Raw genomic sequence first — 16,607 nt, 5'->3', positions numbered from 1 at the left:
TCCTGTTGTTAGGTGCCTTTACGCGCCATATTGGCGGCCATCCGGTCAACCAGCCCCTGGGGAAGGGCGCCAAGGAGTCTCAGCGTCCAGGTGAATCGTTTGGGGAAGTCAATCTCGTTCTTGCCCTTGGCCAGCCCGCTTACGATGCGCTCTGCGGCGTCTTCCGCGGTGACGAGGAAGGGCATGGGAAAGTCATTGCGGTCAGTCAGGGGCGTCTTTACGAATCCTGGCGAGACCACCACCACATCAATGCCTTCGTGGGCGAGGTCGGCGCGCAGCGAGTGGGCGAAGTAGGTCAGCGCCGCTTTTGAGGCGCCGTAGCCTTCCGCCCGGCCAAACGGAAACCACCATGCCGACGAGCTGACGATGACCAGCGTTGCCGGCAGACCTTTGGCCCGGGTGCGTCGCAGTGCGGGTAGGGCGATATCAAGACAGCGGGCAGTACCGATCACGTTGGTGTGGACGTTCTGTTCGATGATCCGGCTGTCGTATTCGGCCACATCAAGATACTGGCAGGTACCGGCGTTAAGAATGACCATATGAAGGTCGCCCTGGTCTTCGAGTACCTGGGCAATTTGCCTGAGATCTTCCTGGTTGGTCGTGTCACCCGGCGCACTGAGCATTTTCTCTGGCGCCACCCGGCACAGTTCCTCCAGTGGCTCTGAACGCCTGCCGGTCAATATCAGACGATGGTTACCCCGGACCAATGCCCGGGTCAGGGCCTCGCCGATACCACTCCCTGCTCCGGTTATCCAGATGTTGGACGGTGACTCAAGGCGATGACTCATCCCGCGTATCCCTTCACCCAGCGAATGACTTTGCCCATCACCGGAAGGTTTTCGTACAGCAACTGACCTGCGTCGAAATAATCTCGGTGGTAATACACCTTGCCCTTGCGAACGGCAAGGTGACTTATTCCCTGAACCTGAATTAACCCGCCTTTGTTGATCCGCTTGTGCCGGAGGTGCATGACCCACGGAATGGCGATCCTGTTCTCGTCCACCACCGGGTGAGAAAACTCAAACCGACAGCTGATGGCGTTCGCGTATGCACTGGCAAAGTAGTGCGTCAGGTCGTCCAGGCCCTGCGCCGAACTGAGCGGGTCCTGGAAATAAATGTCTTCGCTGTAGAGCTCTGCCAGACGATTCAGATTGCCTTTGTCCAGCTCATTAAAGAGGCTCTTGAACTTGTCGAGGGTCGCGGGAACGGCAGCGTCCGGCGCTCCAACCTCGACTGCTGGGGCGGCTTTCATGAGCGGCTCCTCCTCATGTTATCCAGTTTCCGGGTTTCCTCTTGAATATGTTCCGGTATAGGGTTCAGATCCCAGATGATACCGAGGCGCGCAAGCAGCCAGAGTCCATACCAGGTCATATCGATTTCGTACCAGCGGAATCCCTGGCGAACGGACTGGGGCCAGCGGTGGTGATTGTTGTGCCAACCTTCGCCCAGCGTTACCAGTGCCAGCCAGAAGTTGTTGCGGCTGTCATCAGAGGTGTCAAAACGGCGCTTGCCCCAAACATGGCAAAGGGAGTTGATGGTTACGGTGGAATGAAACAGCGCGACGGTTGAGATAAAGAAGCCCCAAACCAGTAACTGGAAGCCGTCGGTACCCAGATGAGGCGCCCAAGCTGCAAGTGTCTCGCCGATGCCGAATATGACTACGGCAGCGATGGCGGGAATGGCAGCGTCGAACCGGTTCAACCAGCGCAGTTCCGGATATTTTGCCCAGTCCCGAACCCGGCGCTCATCGGTGGCGAAGCCCGCATCGCAGGTGAACCAGCCAATGTGGGACCACCAGAATCCGCGCTGTTGGGGAGAATGCAGATCCTGTTCCTGGTCGGAGTGTTGATGGTGATGTCGATGGTGGGCCGCCCACCAGAGCGGCCCCCGCTGGGCAGCGCTCGCGCCCAAAACGGCAAAGGCAAACTGGGCGGGCCGGCTGGTCTTGAACGTTTTGTGGGCAAAATACCGATGGTAAAACCCTGTAATGGCAAACATCCGGACCAGAAAAAACGCCAGCGCAAACACCACCGCAAAGGTGCTGACTCCGGTGAAAAAGGCCAGGAAGCACGCCAGATGGAGCAGCAGAAAAGGCACCACACGGAGAACGTTGAAGTGCTTGGAGGTGGTATCTATGTGATCTGAACCGGCTTCGGAATCGAACCACCTCAGAATGTTCAAGCGCCAGTTATTCGTGGGGGACATACCCGATTTGCCTTCCTCTGAAAAATTCTTTGTCGCCAGAGCGTTACTGGAACAGCGTCTGGTTGCCTGTTTAGATGGTTGTACGTTTAATCCCTTCATTTTGGATGCACTTATTTAAATGCCGAACGAAAAATCAGTTTCACTGCCGGTACGCCGTATTGCCATTGTTGGTTCAGGCCTGTCAGGTCTTACTGCAGCAATCCTGTTGCAACAGCAGGGACACAAAGTGGTCGTATTCGAGAAGAGTCGGGGGCCGGGGGGCAGGTTGGCTGCCAAGCGGGTACCGGGGGGCTCCGCCGATATCGGTGCGCAGTATTTCACGGCTCGTAACCCGGATTTCCTTCCCTTTCTCCGTCATTACGCTGGTGACTCCACCTTTGCCCCCTGGCAGGGCGAATTCGGCTTCAGGAGCGTGACTGGCCAGTGGAGCCCCTTCCCTGAGGAGCACCGTTACGTGGGCACACCACGGATGACCGCGATCACGAGAGCTCTGTCCCATCACCTCGATGTGGTGCCGGAAACCCGGGTTAAGCGGTTCAGCCGGCATGGGGAGCAGTGGACTCTTTATGATACTGAGGATAGTTCACTCGGCAGCTTCGACCAGATCATTCTGACCGCACCGCCCGCCCAGAGTCGCGACTTACTGATGGACAGTGGACTTGAAGCGGAAGCCGTAATGCTCGAGGACTATGTCGCTGGCATACTGCCATGCTGGGCAGTGGCTGCGCACTTCAATGAAACACCGTGGGAGCACCACCAGGGTATGCGTGTGGAACACCCGGTCCTGTACTGGCTTGCCAATAACTCCAGCAAGCCTGATCGGAAAGATGAGGGAGAGTGGTGGGTATTACACGCCGATCCTGCGTGGAGTCAGTCCCACGTCGATACGCCACCGGAGCAGGTTGCGGCTCTGTTGGTCGAGGCGTTTCGGGATCTGGTGGGCTTTGCGGAGGATCCTGGCGAGGTGATTGCGCACCGATGGCTGTACGCCCGCTCTGCCTGCGACGCACAGCCGGGGCACCTGTGGTTCGACGAGCAGCAAATCGGCCTGGCTGGTGACTGGCTAAGCGGTGGGCGTGTGGAAGGGGCGTTCGACAGTGCGAGCCAACTGGTCCAGGCCATGCCTTCCGGCGCCTGAATCGGGCCGCATCACTCAATCAGCGGCGCAGTGATCTGCTTCGTTGGCTTGTCCGGCGGGGTATAGAAATGGGTGATGGTTCCATCCCGGAATTTACTGAAGAAGGCACTGACTTCGGTGATTTGTTTGAGTGAGCGGGAGCGGTCGATCGGGTCGCGAATCAGCACCTTGATGCCATCGAAATTCTCCTGGATTTTGGAGAACCGCGCCCTCATGGAACAGGTGACCACGCTGTCGGGGTCGAGGTCCAGTTCCTGGCCAAGCCAGGTGCTGTGCTGCCTGACCTGTTCGTCCGTGAGGTCCTCGCGGGTATCCAGATGATTCAGTTTGACGCGATTGACAATACAGCGGGAGTAACTGGCCGGGTTGCGCCGGGCTTCCTTGCGGAACGCCTCCCAGAAGAAATTGTCCGTAAGCTCGGCGAAGTACTCCATATTACTCAGGCAGGTATCCACCCATGCAAAGTTGTCCGGATCTTCCAGAACTTCGTTAATGGCCTCCCGGAGTAGCCAGTCGAAACCCAGGGCGGTTTTATGGGCATAGACCTTGCGGTACATCTGGTGGCGGCTGTACACGAAATCCTCGAGGGCCCCGAGGCCTTTCTGGGTGATGGCAAGGCCCAGCCACGGTTCAGACACATCCCAGCCGAATCTCAGGTTGCTCAGCAGATGGTCCAGGTTGAAGCCGCCGATGGTGACGGAGGAATGGAAGCCGTCCCGCAGCATGTAGTCTGCGCGGTCAGCATCGATTTCCCCGGATACCACCGATTTCAGCAGGTCCCGCACCAGGCGTGGTATGTCGGTTCCGCTCATGGCACTTGAGCGCGCTTCGGAACCAGCGATGAACTCCCAGAACGTATGGGCATGCTGGCGGAAGGTCTCGCTGGGCGCTGTTTCCGTGGTTTCCATAATGCCGATGACGTCCCGGGCACAGATCCCGGCGTCCTCCAGGTCGACAGCCGAAAGGACCTCGTGAGCAACCCGAACGGAATAATGCTCGTGCTCAAGTTCTTCGGGCTCTTCGCTGTGATAGTCGGAGAAATCCATACCCGCCCAGAGATCGGCGAATCGTCCGGGGCGTGACATCAACTCCCGTATCCGGCGGGCCTTGGTAAACTGGTGAGAGAAACTGGAGTGGCCACTGTCGTGAAGCAGGCACCCCAGGCGAATGATCTTCGCCAGGTAATCGATGGCATCCAACTGGCTGAGGCTCAGGTCAGTGCATTCGCTCAGCTTTCGTTCCCGGAGGTAGGCATCGATCATCGAGCGGAACATGCGCGTGCCGACATGCAGAACACCGATGCTGTGGAGAAACCGGGAGTGGGTAGCGCCGGGAAAAACCAGGCTGAGGATGTCGTTCTGACAAATATTCCGGAGTCGCTGGAACAGGGGATGGTCAATCACCTGAATTTCATGTCGGTAGAGTGGGATGCCGCCATGAACCGGGTCCATGATCAGTTTGTCATACGCGCCGAGCAAGTCGTTCACTGCACGTCTCATATCGCTGAATCTCCCAATTTGGCGAAACTGCCCTTGTTATATCACAGAGGCGTGCCAGAATAGGCTTAGTATCGCCAATTTCTCGTTTATCGCTGGTAGTTTAGGGCAACCGCCATGACCTCGCGCACTGAGCGCATCCTGATTATCGACGCCGACCAACATGCCCGGACGGAACTTGCCCGCTATCTGGAGGCCCGTGGCTTCTATGTCACTGGATGCGCCGATTTCGGCGCAGCTCAGACGGTGTTCAGTGAAGGCATTCCAGACGTTATTTTTGTCGATGTTCCTCCGGCCACGATTCGTGAGTTGGCCAGAATAATTGAAGAGTCGGAAAGCCTCACGCCCATCGTATGCTGCTCGGAGAGCAGCTCCAGCGCGGATGTCGTGGCGGCTCTCAGGGCCGGTGCCGCGGATTTTCTGCTCAAGCCCTGTAATGATGACAAAGCTGCGCTGGATGATGTCATCGAGAAACTGTTTGACCGGGTCAGAGTCAATCGCCTGAATCAGCTCTACCGGCAAGAACTGGAAGAGGCCAACCGGGAATTACGCAACGGTATAGCTGAGTTGCGGGCAGACCAGAGGGCAGGGCGCAAGGTACAGCTCAAGATGCTGCCAGATCGGGAGCAGGATATTGAAGGCTTACACGTCGAGCACCTGATCAAGCCCTCGCTTTACCTGAGCGGCGATTTTCTGGATTATTTCCCGATCACTGAGAACCAGGTGTTGGTCTATATCGCGGATGTTTCGGGGCATGGCGCCAGTTCGGCTTTCGTCACCGTTTTGCTCAAAAACCTGACGAACCGGCTTCAGCGCAACCTGCGCCGCGGGTCCAGCGACGACATTCTGTATCCCGAACGGTTCTTGCAAAGGATCAATTCGGAATTACTGGACACCGGGTTAGGCAAGCACGTTACTGTCTTCGTTGGCATCATCACGCTGAGCGAACGTAAATTACGGTACGCCGTTGGCGCCCATTTCCCGATGCCAATTCTGTCGTTTGAAGAAGGTTCAACAGCTTTTCTCGAGGGCAGAGGTCTTCCGGTAGGCTTGTTCGAGGACCCTGAATGGGATGTGTACGAAGCTTCGCTGGACAAACCCTTCCGACTGATACTGTTTTCCGATGGCATTCTGGAGGTCATCCGGGCCAAAAGCCTTGATGATAAGGAAAAGACGTTACTTGAACTCGTATCCAGTGGGCGGCACACTATCGCCTCCTTGAGCGAGGCCCTTAATCTCGACGACATCACGGAATTACCTGACGATATAGCTATTGTGTCGGTAACGGACACGGCCAGTGAGTCAGATTCCCGTCGTTAAACGAGTAACCGTGTGAAGCATGATGGCTGGTTATAAAATCCTGCAGGCTGAAAAACAGGGCATTTATGTCCTGAAGTTTATCGGGGAAATCCGGCTGAACCTCTGTTCAACGCTGGACAATCTGGTTGAGTCCATCACCCGGGATCCGGAATTCAAGACCGTGGTGATCGATCTGACCGAAACCGAGGTTATCGACAGTACGACCCTTGGCCTGCTTGCCAAAATCGCCATGGCCGCTCAGCAACAAAGTCACTTTCTGCCCACCCTGATCTCCACCAATCCTGATATTACCCGTATCATCACCTCGATGGGTTTCGATAAGATCTTCATTATTGTTCGGGAGCCTGCTTCCCGAATCGAAGAGCTTGAGGAAATTCCCGTTCTGAAAGCCAGCGAACAACAGGTTCGCGACAAGGTACTGGACGCCCACAAGGTCCTGATGGGGCTCAATAGCCGTAACAGAGAAGAGTTCAAGAATCTGGTGCAGGCGCTGGAGTGCGAAGAGCCAGGTTGATTGGCGGCGATCGCTACCTGACCCGGGCCGGGTGTCCTCCGAAATCATAAAAAACACGGATCAGCTATGCCGGAAACAAACACGTCCCAGAAAAAAACTGGGTCAAGCGAAGCGGCACACGATGTTGCCGTATTGGGTGGTGGTAGCTTCGGTACTGCCATGGCAAAAGTGCTTGGCGAAAACGGTCACACGGTTCATTTCTGGATGCGCGACCCGGACCAGGCCGCAGAGATCGAAAATACCCGCGTAAATAGTCGCTACATGCCTGGAGTAGAGCTCACTGGCGATATTCAGCCGACCACAGACATGGCGAGCGCTATCGCAAACGCTGAGATCGTGTTTGTCGCTATTCCCAGCAAAGCGTTTCGCTCAGTGATCAGCCAGCACAGGTCCGAGTTCAGGGATGGCCAGATCGTTATCAGCCTGACCAAAGGTATTGAGCGTGACGGCTTCAAACTGATGTCCGAAGTGCTCCAGGAGGAAATTCCCCGGTGCCGGATTGGGGTACTGAGCGGTCCAAACCTGGCGAGCGAGATTGCCGCCCGGGATCTCACTGCAACCGTGATTGCCGCCAAGGATCCGGACGTGCGCCGGACTGTCCAGGATCTGCTTGGATGTTCGTATTTCCGGGTCTATGCCAATGTGGATGTGTACGGCGTTGAGCTGGCCGGGGCGCTGAAGAACATCTACGCCATCGTTGCAGGCCTGGCGGATGCGCTCGAGATGGGGGAAAACGCCCGTGCCATGCTGATGACCCGAGGGCTGGCCGAAATGAGCCGATTTGCAGTCAGCCTCGGGGCCAATCCCATGACGTTCATGGGGCTGGCGGGTGTTGGCGACCTTATCGTGACCTGCACCTCCTCCAAGAGCCGGAATTTCCGGGTAGGTTACGCGGTAGGCAAGGGCAAGACACTGGATGAGGCTGTCAGCGAGCTTGGCCAGGTGGCAGAAGGTATCTATACCCTCGAGTTGGTCAAGGAGAAAGCTGAAGGGGTTGGTATCTACATGCCGCTGGTGCGGGGCCTGTTTGAAATCCTCTATGGCTCCGCTTCCATCAGTGCGGTGATTAACAGCCTGATGATGGCGGTTCAGAATTCTGATGTGGAGTTCATCCTGCCGCGCACCATTGCCCACTGAGCGGCTTGTGGAGGCCTAATGCATCTGTTTGTCATGCGTCACGGAGAGGCTGGCTGGAACACCATCGATCAGCAGCGGGAGCTGACTGAAATCGGGCGGCACCAGGTGGCCGCGGTGGCGGCCCAGGTTGCCGAGTCCGAATGGCGTCCGGAGCTTATCTGGTGCAGCCCCTACGTACGGGCCCGCCAGACGGCCGCGATCGTGTCTGAAATTCTGAATTGCCCGGTTGATGAACGGGAATTCCTGACTCCGGACGACGATCCGGGGGCGTGCCTGGACGCGCTGCTCGAGGCGCAGGAATGGCCCCTGATGCTGGTGTCTCACATGCCCTTTGTTGGCAGCCTCTCAACCCTTCTGGTCGATGGCCACAGACACGGCATACCGTTTATGACCTCCCAGGCGGTTCTTTTGGATGTGCCGGTCGTCGGGCCGGGATGTGCTGACTTGAAAGACCAATTTCTACCCTGACGTTTAAGGGATAACACTCAGCTAACAACGTTGCAGCCCTATGTACAGTTTCCCCATTGATTACATTGAGCCGGTGTTTCGTCCGCCGAGTGAGGCCAAGTCACTTATTTTGCCGGTAACCAACGGTTGCTCGTGGAATAAATGCACTTTCTGCGAAATGTATACTCAGCCGCAAAAGAAGTTCCGCGCTCGCAAACCCGAAGACATTCGGGCTGACATCGGCAAGGCGGCCCGTTCCCTGAATGGTGTAAGACGAGTGTTTCTGGCAGACGGTGATGCCATGGTGCTGCCGACGCGCCGGCTTCTGGAAATTCTTGCCGATCTTCGGTCTGCTTTTCCGGAACTGGAGCGGGTGTCCAGTTACTGCCTGCCCCGGAATCTGGCAAAGAAGACCGTGGACGAACTGGCTCAACTAAGGCAAGCCGGCCTGGAAATTCTTTACGTGGGCATGGAGTCTGGTGACGACGAAGTGTTGCGCCGGGTCAACAAGGGCGAAACCTGGGAGTCAACCCGCTCGGCACTGGAGAAGATTCGTGAAGCCGGACTCACCAGCTCAGTGATGGTGCTCAACGGGCTGGGTGGGCAAGCTCTATCCCGGCAACACGCCATCAATACCGCCACTTTGTGCAACGAAACCCAGCCGGACTATCTCTCAACACTGGTTGTCAGCTTCCCCCAAGGGGAGGAGCGCTTCCGGGAGGGGTTCGGCGATGACTTCGAGCCTTTGTCTCAATCCGGTTTGTTTGAGGAGATAAAACTGTTCCTTGAGCACCTGGAACTGGAGAATACGATCTTCCGGAGCGATCACGCGTCCAACTACCTTGTCCTCAAGGGCGTGCTGGGGCGTGACAAGCAAACGATGCTCGATCAGGTGGACCTGGCAATCAATAGCCCGGGCGCGGTGCCGTTACGGGCTGAATGGATGCGTGGTCTGTAACGGCAAGGCGGCAGAGCGGCTATGAGCAAACACTCCAATGATCTGGCAGAACGGGTTAAAGACGCCATCCGCGACCCGGGGCGCCCACCGCTGGAGAAGTGGCATCCTCCGCTCTCTGGCGAGATGGACATGCGCATCGCCCGCAATGGTGAGTGGGTTTACAAGGGGGAGCCCATCAAACGAGAGTCCATCGTGAGGCTCTTTGCGAGCATTCTTCGTCGTGAGGACGATGGGGAATTTTATCTGGTCACGCCCGTTGAAAAGTGGCGCATTCAGGTGGAAGACACCCCTTTGCTGGCTCATTCGCTGAGAGCGAAAGGTGAGGGTGAAGAACAAGTCCTTACTGTAGAGACCAATACTGGCGAAACCCTTACCCTGGGTTCCGCTCATACTCTCGTCGTCGGCACTTACGGTGATTCCGACGAACCTCGACCGGTAGTGACTGTCCGTCACGGAGTTGAGGCGCGACTGGTCACTTCGGCGTTCTATGATCTGGCGGGTTATGTCGTTGAGCGGAAAAAGGTAAGCGGTGAGGTGCTCGGGGTGTTGAGTGATGGCGTCTTCTTCGAAATTGCCCGCGGTGGTTGAAAACCCTTACCGAGCCCCCATGGTAAACGGTAGAAAATGCGAAGTGTCCATTGCTACACTGTGCTTTCTAACTTGTTATGAGATTTTATAACGAGGCCTGGTGGTCGTTAGGTCCTCTGTTCAGTGAGGCTGTTCAAGATCCGATTCGATTACCCAAACATACTTAAACAGTCATTACGACCCGCAAGGAGATCCCATGGCCCAACCTCGTGTTGTCACCATCCATTACACGCTCACCAACGATGAGGGAGAGCAACTTGATTCCTCCCGTGTAGAAGGTCGTGAGCCTCTGTCGTACCTGGAAGGTGCACAAAACATCATCGGCGGACTCGAGAACGCGCTGCAGGAAAAGCAGGCTGGCGAGCAGCTGAAAGTATCCGTAGAGCCGGCAGAAGGCTACGGCGAGGTGAACGAAGAGCTCATTCAGCCTGTACCGCGCTCCGCTTTTGAAGGCGTAGACACCATCGAGCCGGGCATGCAGTTCCAGGCGCAGACTCCGGGCGGTCCTCAGGTTGTTCGTGTCGTTGAAGTGGCTGAAGAGACTGTGACCATCGACGCCAACCATCCGCTGGCTGGTCAGACTCTGCACTTCGACGTAGAAATCGTTGAAGCCCGTGAAGCAACTGACGAAGAGCAAGAGCACGGTCACGTGCACTAAGCTTTTCTGAATAGCTTTCGCTGAAACGGCTCCCTCGGGAGCCGTTTTTTTGTGCCCTGAAAAGGCTGATGCTCAGATGACTATTATTGGCAATAAAAAACGGCCCGATGAGGGCCGCTTTTTCCTCAGGTGAACACCCGGTTACATGTTCGGGTAGTTGGGGCCACCGCCGCCTTCCGGAGTAACCCAGGTAATGTTCTGAGCAGGATCCTTGATGTCGCAGGTCTTGCAGTGAACACAGTTCTGGGCATTGATCTGGAAGCGCTGGCCGCTGCCGTCGTCGCTGTCAACCACTTCGTATACGCCGGCCGGGCAGTAGCGCTGGGCAGGTTCGTTGAACTTCGGCAGGTTCTCCTTGAGCGGAATGTCCGGATCGGTCAGCTTCAGGTGAACCGGCTGGTCTTCCTCGTGGTTGGTGTTGGAAATAAACACCGATGACAGGCGATCGAACGTCAGCGTGTTATCCGGCTTCGGGTAATCGATCTTCTTGGCCTCCGACGCTGGCTTCAGAGTGGCGTAGTCCGGAGTGGTGTCATGAAAGGTGATCGGCAGGCTGCCACGCAGAATGTTCTGCTCGAAGAAGGCAATTGCGCCACCAACAACGTTACCGAACTTGTGCATGGCGGGGCCAAAGTTACGCTCGGCGTAAAGCTCCTTGTACAACCAGCTGTCTTCAAAGCGCTTCTGGAAGCTGGCGATTTCTTCACCCGCCTTGCCGTCTTTCAGCGCTTCGAACACCGCTTCGGCTCCGAGCAGGCCGGACTTCATGGCCGTGTGGGAACCTTTGATCTTGGAGCTGTTCAGGGTGCCGGCATCGCAGCCCAGCAGCAGGCCGCCCGGGAAGCTCATCTTCGGCAGCGCGTTGTAACCGCCCTTGGCAATGGCACGGGCACCGTAGGATACGCGCTTGCCGCCTTCCAGGTATTTGCGGATTTCCGGGTGCAGCTTCAGGCGCTGGAATTCCTCGAACGGGCTCAGGTGGGGGTTGCTGTAGCTCAGATCGGTGATCAGGCCCACGTATACCTGGCCGTTTTCCAGATGATAGAGGAAGGAGCCGCCGGTGGAGCCGCTCTCGTTCAGAGGCCAGCCAGTGGTGTGCACAACCAGGCCAGGCTCGTGTTTGGCCGGGTCGATGTCCCACAGTTCCTTGATGCCGATGCCGTAATGCTGCGGATCCTTGCCTTCATCAAGCTTGTATTCCTTGATCAGGCGTTTGCCCAGGTGTCCGCGACAACCCTCGGTGAACAGGGTGTACTTGGCGCGCAGTTCCATGCCGGGCATGAAGCCGTCTTTCTCAGAGCCATCACGGGCAACACCCATGTCACCGGTAATGATGCCTTTTACCTGGCCGTCTTCAATGATGGTCTCGGCTGCCGCAAAGCCGGGGTAGACTTCTACGCCCAACTGTTCGGCCTGCTCGGCCAGCCAGCGGCACAGGTTGCCCAGGCTGATGATGTAGTTGCCGTGGTTGTGCATGTTCTTGGGCACAAAACCATTCGGAATCTTGGTGGCTGTTTCCTGGTTCTTCAGCAGGAAAATGTCGTCCCGTGTGACCGGCGTGTTCAGGGGAGCGCCTTTCTCTTTCCAGTCCGGGAACAATTCATTGAGGGCTGTTGGTTCGAAAACGGTGCCGGCCAAAATGTGAGCGCCGATTTCAGACCCTTTTTCAACCACACATACGGTAAGTTCCTCGCCAGCTTCCTGCGCCAACTGCATGACACGGCAGGCTGCCGACAGGCCCGCAGGGCCACCGCCGACGATAAGAACATCAAATTCCATCGATTCGCGTTCCACGTTGGTCTCCTCAACTTCTTTAATGGATAGTGTGCCCGCAGGCTAATGAAAGGGCGATATCATACCGGTAAAACTGCTTACAGACGACCGGCCATCGCGGTTTGCCCCGAGTTTTCGTTTCCCGAGGATATCGCATTTGGTGAATCAAACAAACGTTTGTTTGAAATTCTGCCAAGTCTTTGGCATGGTACGTACTCTCCGAAATACTCTCGAAACCGGGTAGTTACCGGATCAACCGGTTTGCGAGCGTTGAGACTTAAGGCCGGGTTGGCTCTGGTAACGCGGGAAGTCGGTAAGTCGGGCCTATTGACCCGCCTTTACTTTGACTGCAGTATTAGTCCGCCATGACAGCAGGGCCGCCCAGCTAGCTGTTTGTAACCTTTGGTGTGGATACCCATAATTTCGGTTTCACGCTGATCTGACAGGCATCAGGATCGCTTCATTGGCCGCCAAACCGGCCGACTAACGATTTTTCCTGATGACGTCTTTAAACCCATCGTAGAAGAACGAGGAATCTATGAAGGTTCTGGTCGCTGTAAAACGAGTAATCGACTACAACGTAAAGGTCCGCGTCAAGCCGGACAACACCGGTGTTGATCTCGCCAACGTGAAGATGGCAATGAACCCGTTCTGCGAAATCGCAGTTGAAGAAGCGGTTCGCCTGAAAGAGAAGGGGGTTGCCAGTGAAATCGTTGTGGTTTCCATTGGCCCGAAGACTGCCCAGGAGCAAATCCGTACCGCTCTGGCGCTGGGCGCTGACCGCGGTATCCACGTCGAGACCGACGAAGAGGTTCAGTCCCTCGAAGCTGCCAAGTTGCTGAAGGCCGTTGTCGAGAAAGAAGAACCCAAGCTGGTTATCCTCGGTAAGCAGTCCATCGACTCCGACAACAACCAGACTGGCCAGATGCTGGCCGCGCTGACCGGTATGGGTCAGGGCACGTTTGCTTCCGAAGTGGTTGTTGATGGCGACAAGGTTAACGTGACCCGTGAAGTTGACGGTGGTCTGATCACTGTTGGCCTGAATCTGCCTGCGGTTGTTACCACCGACCTACGTCTGAACGAGCCGCGTTACGCTTCTCTGCCGAACATCATGAAGGCCAAGAAGAAGCCGCTGGATGCGACCTCTCCGGCAGATCTGGGTGTCGATATTTCACCGCGCCTATCCACCCTGAAAGTAGAAGCGCCTGCCTCTCGCCAGGCTGGTGTTAAGGTGGCTGACGTAGCTGAGCTGGTCGATAAACTGAAGAACGAAGCGAAGGTGATCTAAATGAGCATCCTGGTAATTGCTGAACACGACAACAGCAGCCTGAAGCAGGCTACCCTGAATGTGGTAGCGGCTGCCAAAGCCATCGGTGGTGACGTTGACGTTCTGGTTGCCGGTGAAAACTGCGGTGCCGTCGCTGAGTCTGCTGCCAAGGCAGAAGGCGTAAACAAGGTACTGGTTGCCGACAACGCCGCTTACGGGCACTTCCTGGCCGAAAACCTCGGTGAGCTGGTTGCCGAAGCTGGTAAAGGCTATAGCCACATCCTGGCCGCTGCCGGTACTACAGGTAAAGATTTCATGCCGCGCGTTGCTGCGCTGCTGGACGTTGCCCAGGTATCCGACATCATCCGCGTTGAGTCTGACGACACCTTCGTTCGTCCGATCTACGCAGGTAATGCCATCGCGACGGTTAAGTCCAGCGACAGCATCAAGGTGATCACTGTTCGTCCGACCGCGTTTGATCCCGTAGCCGCAGAAGGTGGCTCCGCCGCGGTTGAGCAGCTGGACGTTGTTAAGGATGCAGGCTTGTCCGTATTCGTCAGCGAAGAGCTGGCAGAATCCGATCGTCCTGATCTGGGTAGCGCCGGCATCGTTGTTTCCGGCGGTCGCGGTATGCAGAACGGCGACAACTTCAAGATGCTGGAAAGCGTTGCTGACCTGCTGGGCGCAGCGGTTGGTGCATCCCGTGCAGCGGTTGATGCCGGCTTCGTTCCCAACGACATGCAGGTCGGCCAGACCGGTAAGATCGTTGCTCCGCAGCTGTACATTGCCGTCGGCATCTCCGGTGCCATCCAGCACCTGGCCGGTATGTCTGACTCCAAGGTGATCGTTGCGATCAACAAGGACGAAGAAGCGCCGATCTTCCAGGTGGCTGACTATGGACTGGTTGCCGACCTGTTCGAAGCGGTGCCGCAGCTGGAAGAAGAGCTGAAGAAAGTTCTGTAACTTTCGGTTCCGCTCAGAAAAAAGGCATCCCACGCGGGTGCCTTTTTTCGTTTATGGGTCCTAAACTGTCTCAGTGGTTTCTTCTCTCCAACCTGGATTCTGACACCTGTGCCTTCCATTCCCTTTACTGCACTGACTTGCCCTCTTGATGGCGAACCCCTGAACCAGCAGGAATCATCCTGGCGGTGCGCCAACGGCCACAGCTTCGATGTTGCGCGACAGGGCTATATTCACCTGCTGCCGGTTCAGAAAAAGAAATCCCGGGACCCCGGCGACAGTAAGGAGATGGTTGCTGCCCGGCAACGATTTTTGCAGAAAGGGTTCTACAGGCCTATTTCAGAAGGGATAAGCGAGGCGGTTCGCACTGGAATTGAGAGCGCCAACCCATTCCGCTGCCTCGACGCCGGGTGTGGAGAGGGCTATTACCTCCGCCAACTGGCACAAACGCTACCGGATGATCGTGATTGCGAACTGATCGGCAACGATATTTCCAAATGGGCCGTCTTGAAGGCTGCTCAGCAGGATCGGCGCGCTGTTCGTTGGGTGGTTGCCAGCAACGCGAATCTGCCCGTCGAGTCGGACACCCTCGACTGTGTGCTGAGTCTGTTTGGCTTTCCGGTTTACAGCGAGTTTTACCGGGTTCTGAAGGAAGGTGGTTTACTGGTTCAGGTGGATGCCGGGCCTGATCACTTGCGGGAACTGCGCGAGATTATTTACCCCGAGTTGAAGCCGCCAGCCGATAAACGGGCGGTCCCTGCCGGCTTTGAAAGCCTGGATGAAATCCGGGTGACCTATCAGATGACCCTGGATAACCGGGAAGATATTCAGGATCTGCTGGCCATGACGCCGCACCTGTATCGGGCGAGGGCTGATGGAAAGGCGAGGGCGGAAGCGCTGGACTCGTTGACTGTGACGGTCGACGCCGTAATCCAGGCCTTCAGGAAAAAGGAACCGAAGATGCAAGCCGTAGGCTGATGGAGCAAGTTATCTGGGTCCCAGCAGTGGCCATCGACGTCAGAGCCACTGCCTGCCCCATCAACCTAATGTCATCACCACCCCTCAATGCCGGACATATCCGGTAATTCGTGGGCGATCCCCTTGTGACAATCAATGCAGGTTTTTTCGCCGCTGGCCAGGTTCGTTGAATGCTGCTGGGCCGCGCGCCCGCTCTGGGCGGTGTAGTCCATGTATTCGAAGTTATGACAGTTGCGACACTCGAGGGAATCGTTCGCCTTCAGGCGAGCCCACTCATGCTCTGCTAGCTCGCGGCGCTTGGCGAGGAATTTTTCCCGCGTATTGATGGTGCCAAATATCTTCCCCCAGACTTCCTTGGAGGCCTGCATTTTCCGGGCGATCTTGTCCGTCCAGTCATGGGGGACATGGCAGTCCGGGCAGGTCGCGCGGACGCCCGATCGATTGGTGTAGTGAATGGTGGTTTTAAGCTCCTCGAACACGTTGTCCCGCATTTCATGGCAGCCGGTGCAGAAAGCTTCCGTATTGGTGACCTCCAGGGCAGTGTTAAAACCGCCCCAGAAGATGATGCCGGCAACGAAGCCTCCAATCACCAGCGTTCCCAGACTGTAATGGACACTCGGGCGCCTGAGAGTGTGCCAAATACGCTTGATGGTATTTTTCATAGCACCTCCTCAGTCACTGCTTTCAGCAGGCTGATTTCCGGATTCTTGTTGTTTTTGATTCATGAGTTGGTACATGTCCACAAACTGGTTTGAGACGAGCTCCTTGGCGTCGTGCTGAACCACATGACACTGGTTGCAGAAATAGCGGCGAGGGGATATTTCTGCCAGGAAATTACCGTCCCTGTCCATGTAGTGGGTGACGCTGACCATCGGAGCCTGCGACTCTTCAATACGTTCCCTGGAATGGCAGGACATGCATTTGTTGGCATTCAGATCGACCTGATAGTTGTCGATCTTGTGCGGAATCAGCGGCGGCTGCATGGGATAGGCCCGGCTGCGCCTGACGTCATCGTTATTCACTTTCGGGATGGCTTCGGGCTCCTTCTGGGTGTCGATAGCCGTTGCATTGCGCAAGGTGGCGATGTCATCGGCAGACACCACCAGCGAAACGATCCCGAGTAAGGTGCTTGCTACGAGGAGAGGTACTATGGAAAGTTTCATGCTGC

General features: G+C 56.4%; 18 protein-coding genes. 11 read left to right on the top strand and 7 right to left on the bottom strand.

The genetic code is table 11. The features are described from left to right. Window positions 1–8: 8 nt before the first annotated feature. Genes QVZ43_RS11100 through QVZ43_RS11090 form a run of 3 tightly spaced genes read right to left on the bottom strand, consistent with a single transcriptional unit; the run spans window position 9 to window position 2,205 of the window. Complete coding sequence (locus QVZ43_RS11100; protein WP_302909988.1) at window positions 9–788, bottom strand: SDR family NAD(P)-dependent oxidoreductase; 780 nt, start codon at window positions 786–788, stop codon at window positions 9–11. Then, window positions 785–1,252, bottom strand: a complete 468-nt coding sequence (locus QVZ43_RS11095) for a nuclear transport factor 2 family protein (RefSeq protein WP_223793499.1) — start codon at window positions 1,250–1,252, stop codon at window positions 785–787. Before QVZ43_RS11095 ends, QVZ43_RS11100 begins: the two co-directional genes overlap by 4 nt. Next, window positions 1,249–2,205, bottom strand: a complete 957-nt coding sequence (locus tag QVZ43_RS11090; RefSeq protein WP_302909987.1) for an acyl-CoA desaturase — start codon at window positions 2,203–2,205, stop codon at window positions 1,249–1,251. Before QVZ43_RS11090 ends, QVZ43_RS11095 begins: the two co-directional genes overlap by 4 nt. 118 nt (window positions 2,206–2,323) lie before the next feature. Here QVZ43_RS11090 and QVZ43_RS11085 point away from each other — a divergent pair, with 118 nt between their 5' ends. Beyond that, window positions 2,324–3,343, top strand: a complete 1,020-nt coding sequence (locus QVZ43_RS11085; protein ID WP_302909986.1) for an NAD(P)/FAD-dependent oxidoreductase — start codon at window positions 2,324–2,326, stop codon at window positions 3,341–3,343. A gap of 11 nt (window positions 3,344–3,354) precedes the next feature. Here QVZ43_RS11085 and QVZ43_RS11080 read toward each other — a convergent pair whose 3' ends face one another. After that, entirely contained in the window at window positions 3,355–4,842 is a 1,488-nt protein-coding gene (locus QVZ43_RS11080; protein WP_302909985.1) for an HD domain-containing protein, read from the bottom strand. A gap of 114 nt (window positions 4,843–4,956) precedes the next feature. Here QVZ43_RS11080 and QVZ43_RS11075 point away from each other — a divergent pair, with 114 nt between their 5' ends. The 7 genes from QVZ43_RS11075 (at window position 4,957) to QVZ43_RS11045 (ending at window position 10,461) form a co-directional block, all read left to right on the top strand. Next, window positions 4,957–6,159 (top strand): PP2C family protein-serine/threonine phosphatase, encoded by a 1,203-nt coding sequence (locus QVZ43_RS11075; protein WP_302909984.1) that lies wholly within the window; start codon window positions 4,957–4,959, stop codon window positions 6,157–6,159. Window positions 6,160–6,181: 22 nt separating this feature from the next. Beyond that, a complete protein-coding gene (locus QVZ43_RS11070; RefSeq protein WP_223793504.1) occupies window positions 6,182–6,673 on the top strand; it encodes an STAS domain-containing protein in 492 nt (163 codons plus the stop codon). Window positions 6,674–6,739: 66 nt separating this feature from the next. Beyond that, a complete protein-coding gene (locus QVZ43_RS11065) occupies window positions 6,740–7,810 on the top strand; it encodes an NAD(P)H-dependent glycerol-3-phosphate dehydrogenase (protein WP_302909983.1) in 1,071 nt (356 codons plus the stop codon). Between the two features lie 18 nt (window positions 7,811–7,828). Continuing rightward, window positions 7,829–8,278 (top strand): phosphohistidine phosphatase SixA, encoded by a 450-nt coding sequence (gene sixA / locus QVZ43_RS11060; protein WP_223793506.1) that lies wholly within the window; start codon window positions 7,829–7,831, stop codon window positions 8,276–8,278. 40 nt (window positions 8,279–8,318) lie between these two features. Further along, window positions 8,319–9,215, top strand: coding sequence for a radical SAM protein (locus QVZ43_RS11055; RefSeq protein ID WP_302909982.1), 897 nt, complete (start codon window positions 8,319–8,321; stop codon window positions 9,213–9,215). Between the two features lie 21 nt (window positions 9,216–9,236). After that, window positions 9,237–9,803 (top strand): DUF1285 domain-containing protein, encoded by a 567-nt coding sequence (locus QVZ43_RS11050; protein WP_302909981.1) that lies wholly within the window; start codon window positions 9,237–9,239, stop codon window positions 9,801–9,803. Window positions 9,804–9,999: 196 nt separating this feature from the next. Then, window positions 10,000–10,461, top strand: coding sequence for an FKBP-type peptidyl-prolyl cis-trans isomerase (locus QVZ43_RS11045; protein WP_223793509.1), 462 nt, complete (start codon window positions 10,000–10,002; stop codon window positions 10,459–10,461). 141 nt (window positions 10,462–10,602) lie between these two features. Here the strand turns inward: QVZ43_RS11045 and QVZ43_RS11040 are convergent, their stop codons facing one another. Beyond that, a complete protein-coding gene (locus QVZ43_RS11040; RefSeq protein ID WP_302909980.1) occupies window positions 10,603–12,255 on the bottom strand; it encodes an electron transfer flavoprotein-ubiquinone oxidoreductase in 1,653 nt (550 codons plus the stop codon). A 517-nt stretch (window positions 12,256–12,772) separates the two neighbouring features. Here QVZ43_RS11040 and QVZ43_RS11035 point away from each other — a divergent pair. The 3 genes from QVZ43_RS11035 (at window position 12,773) to QVZ43_RS11025 (ending at window position 15,439) form a co-directional block, all read left to right on the top strand. After that, the gene (locus QVZ43_RS11035) at window positions 12,773–13,522 is read left to right on the top strand and encodes an electron transfer flavoprotein subunit beta/FixA family protein (protein ID WP_223793511.1); all 750 of its coding nucleotides are present in this window, start codon (window positions 12,773–12,775) and stop codon (window positions 13,520–13,522) included. Further along, window positions 13,523–14,464 (top strand): electron transfer flavoprotein subunit alpha/FixB family protein, encoded by a 942-nt coding sequence (locus QVZ43_RS11030; protein ID WP_302909979.1) that lies wholly within the window; start codon window positions 13,523–13,525, stop codon window positions 14,462–14,464. It begins immediately after the preceding gene. Between the two features lie 108 nt (window positions 14,465–14,572). Next, on the top strand, window positions 14,573–15,439 hold the full coding sequence (locus QVZ43_RS11025) for a putative RNA methyltransferase (protein WP_302909978.1): 867 nt from the start codon (window positions 14,573–14,575) through the stop codon (window positions 15,437–15,439). A 74-nt stretch (window positions 15,440–15,513) separates the two neighbouring features. On the opposite strand, the gene QVZ43_RS11020 is transcribed toward QVZ43_RS11025, so the two are convergent. Further along, entirely contained in the window at window positions 15,514–16,101 is a 588-nt protein-coding gene (locus QVZ43_RS11020; protein ID WP_223793514.1) for a cytochrome c3 family protein, read from the bottom strand. A gap of 9 nt (window positions 16,102–16,110) precedes the next feature. Next, the gene (locus QVZ43_RS11015; protein ID WP_302909977.1) at window positions 16,111–16,602 is read right to left on the bottom strand and encodes a nitrate reductase cytochrome c-type subunit; all 492 of its coding nucleotides are present in this window, start codon (window positions 16,600–16,602) and stop codon (window positions 16,111–16,113) included. Between the last annotated feature and the right edge of the window lie 5 nt (window positions 16,603–16,607).

Origin of the sequence: Marinobacter suaedae, assembly GCF_030519635.1 — a bacterium.
Lineage (GTDB): Bacteria > Pseudomonadota > Gammaproteobacteria > Pseudomonadales > Oleiphilaceae > Marinobacter > Marinobacter suaedae.
Note: the sequence above shows the minus strand (reverse complement) of the source record. Positions and strands in the feature narration are given on the sequence as shown.

Coding starts and splice junctions, on each gene's coding strand:
- QVZ43_RS11100 (WP_302909988.1), bottom strand. CDS start 788: ATGAGTCATCGCCTTGAGTCACCGTCCAACATCTGGATAACCGGAGCA.
- QVZ43_RS11095 (WP_223793499.1), bottom strand. CDS start 1,252: ATGAAAGCCGCCCCAGCAGTCGAGGTTGGAGCGCCGGACGCTGCCGTT.
- QVZ43_RS11090 (WP_302909987.1), bottom strand. CDS start 2,205: ATGTCCCCCACGAATAACTGGCGCTTGAACATTCTGAGGTGGTTCGAT.
- QVZ43_RS11085 (WP_302909986.1), top strand. CDS start 2,324: ATGCCGAACGAAAAATCAGTTTCACTGCCGGTACGCCGTATTGCCATT.
- QVZ43_RS11080 (WP_302909985.1), bottom strand. CDS start 4,842: ATGAGACGTGCAGTGAACGACTTGCTCGGCGCGTATGACAAACTGATC.
- QVZ43_RS11075 (WP_302909984.1), top strand. CDS start 4,957: ATGACCTCGCGCACTGAGCGCATCCTGATTATCGACGCCGACCAACAT.
- QVZ43_RS11070 (WP_223793504.1), top strand. CDS start 6,182: ATGGCTGGTTATAAAATCCTGCAGGCTGAAAAACAGGGCATTTATGTC.
- QVZ43_RS11065 (WP_302909983.1), top strand. CDS start 6,740: ATGCCGGAAACAAACACGTCCCAGAAAAAAACTGGGTCAAGCGAAGCG.
- sixA (WP_223793506.1), top strand. CDS start 7,829: ATGCATCTGTTTGTCATGCGTCACGGAGAGGCTGGCTGGAACACCATC.
- QVZ43_RS11055 (WP_302909982.1), top strand. CDS start 8,319: ATGTACAGTTTCCCCATTGATTACATTGAGCCGGTGTTTCGTCCGCCG.
- QVZ43_RS11050 (WP_302909981.1), top strand. CDS start 9,237: ATGAGCAAACACTCCAATGATCTGGCAGAACGGGTTAAAGACGCCATC.
- QVZ43_RS11045 (WP_223793509.1), top strand. CDS start 10,000: ATGGCCCAACCTCGTGTTGTCACCATCCATTACACGCTCACCAACGAT.
- QVZ43_RS11035 (WP_223793511.1), top strand. CDS start 12,773: ATGAAGGTTCTGGTCGCTGTAAAACGAGTAATCGACTACAACGTAAAG.
- QVZ43_RS11030 (WP_302909979.1), top strand. CDS start 13,523: ATGAGCATCCTGGTAATTGCTGAACACGACAACAGCAGCCTGAAGCAG.
- QVZ43_RS11020 (WP_223793514.1), bottom strand. CDS start 16,101: ATGAAAAATACCATCAAGCGTATTTGGCACACTCTCAGGCGCCCGAGT.
- QVZ43_RS11015 (WP_302909977.1), bottom strand. CDS start 16,602: ATGAAACTTTCCATAGTACCTCTCCTCGTAGCAAGCACCTTACTCGGG.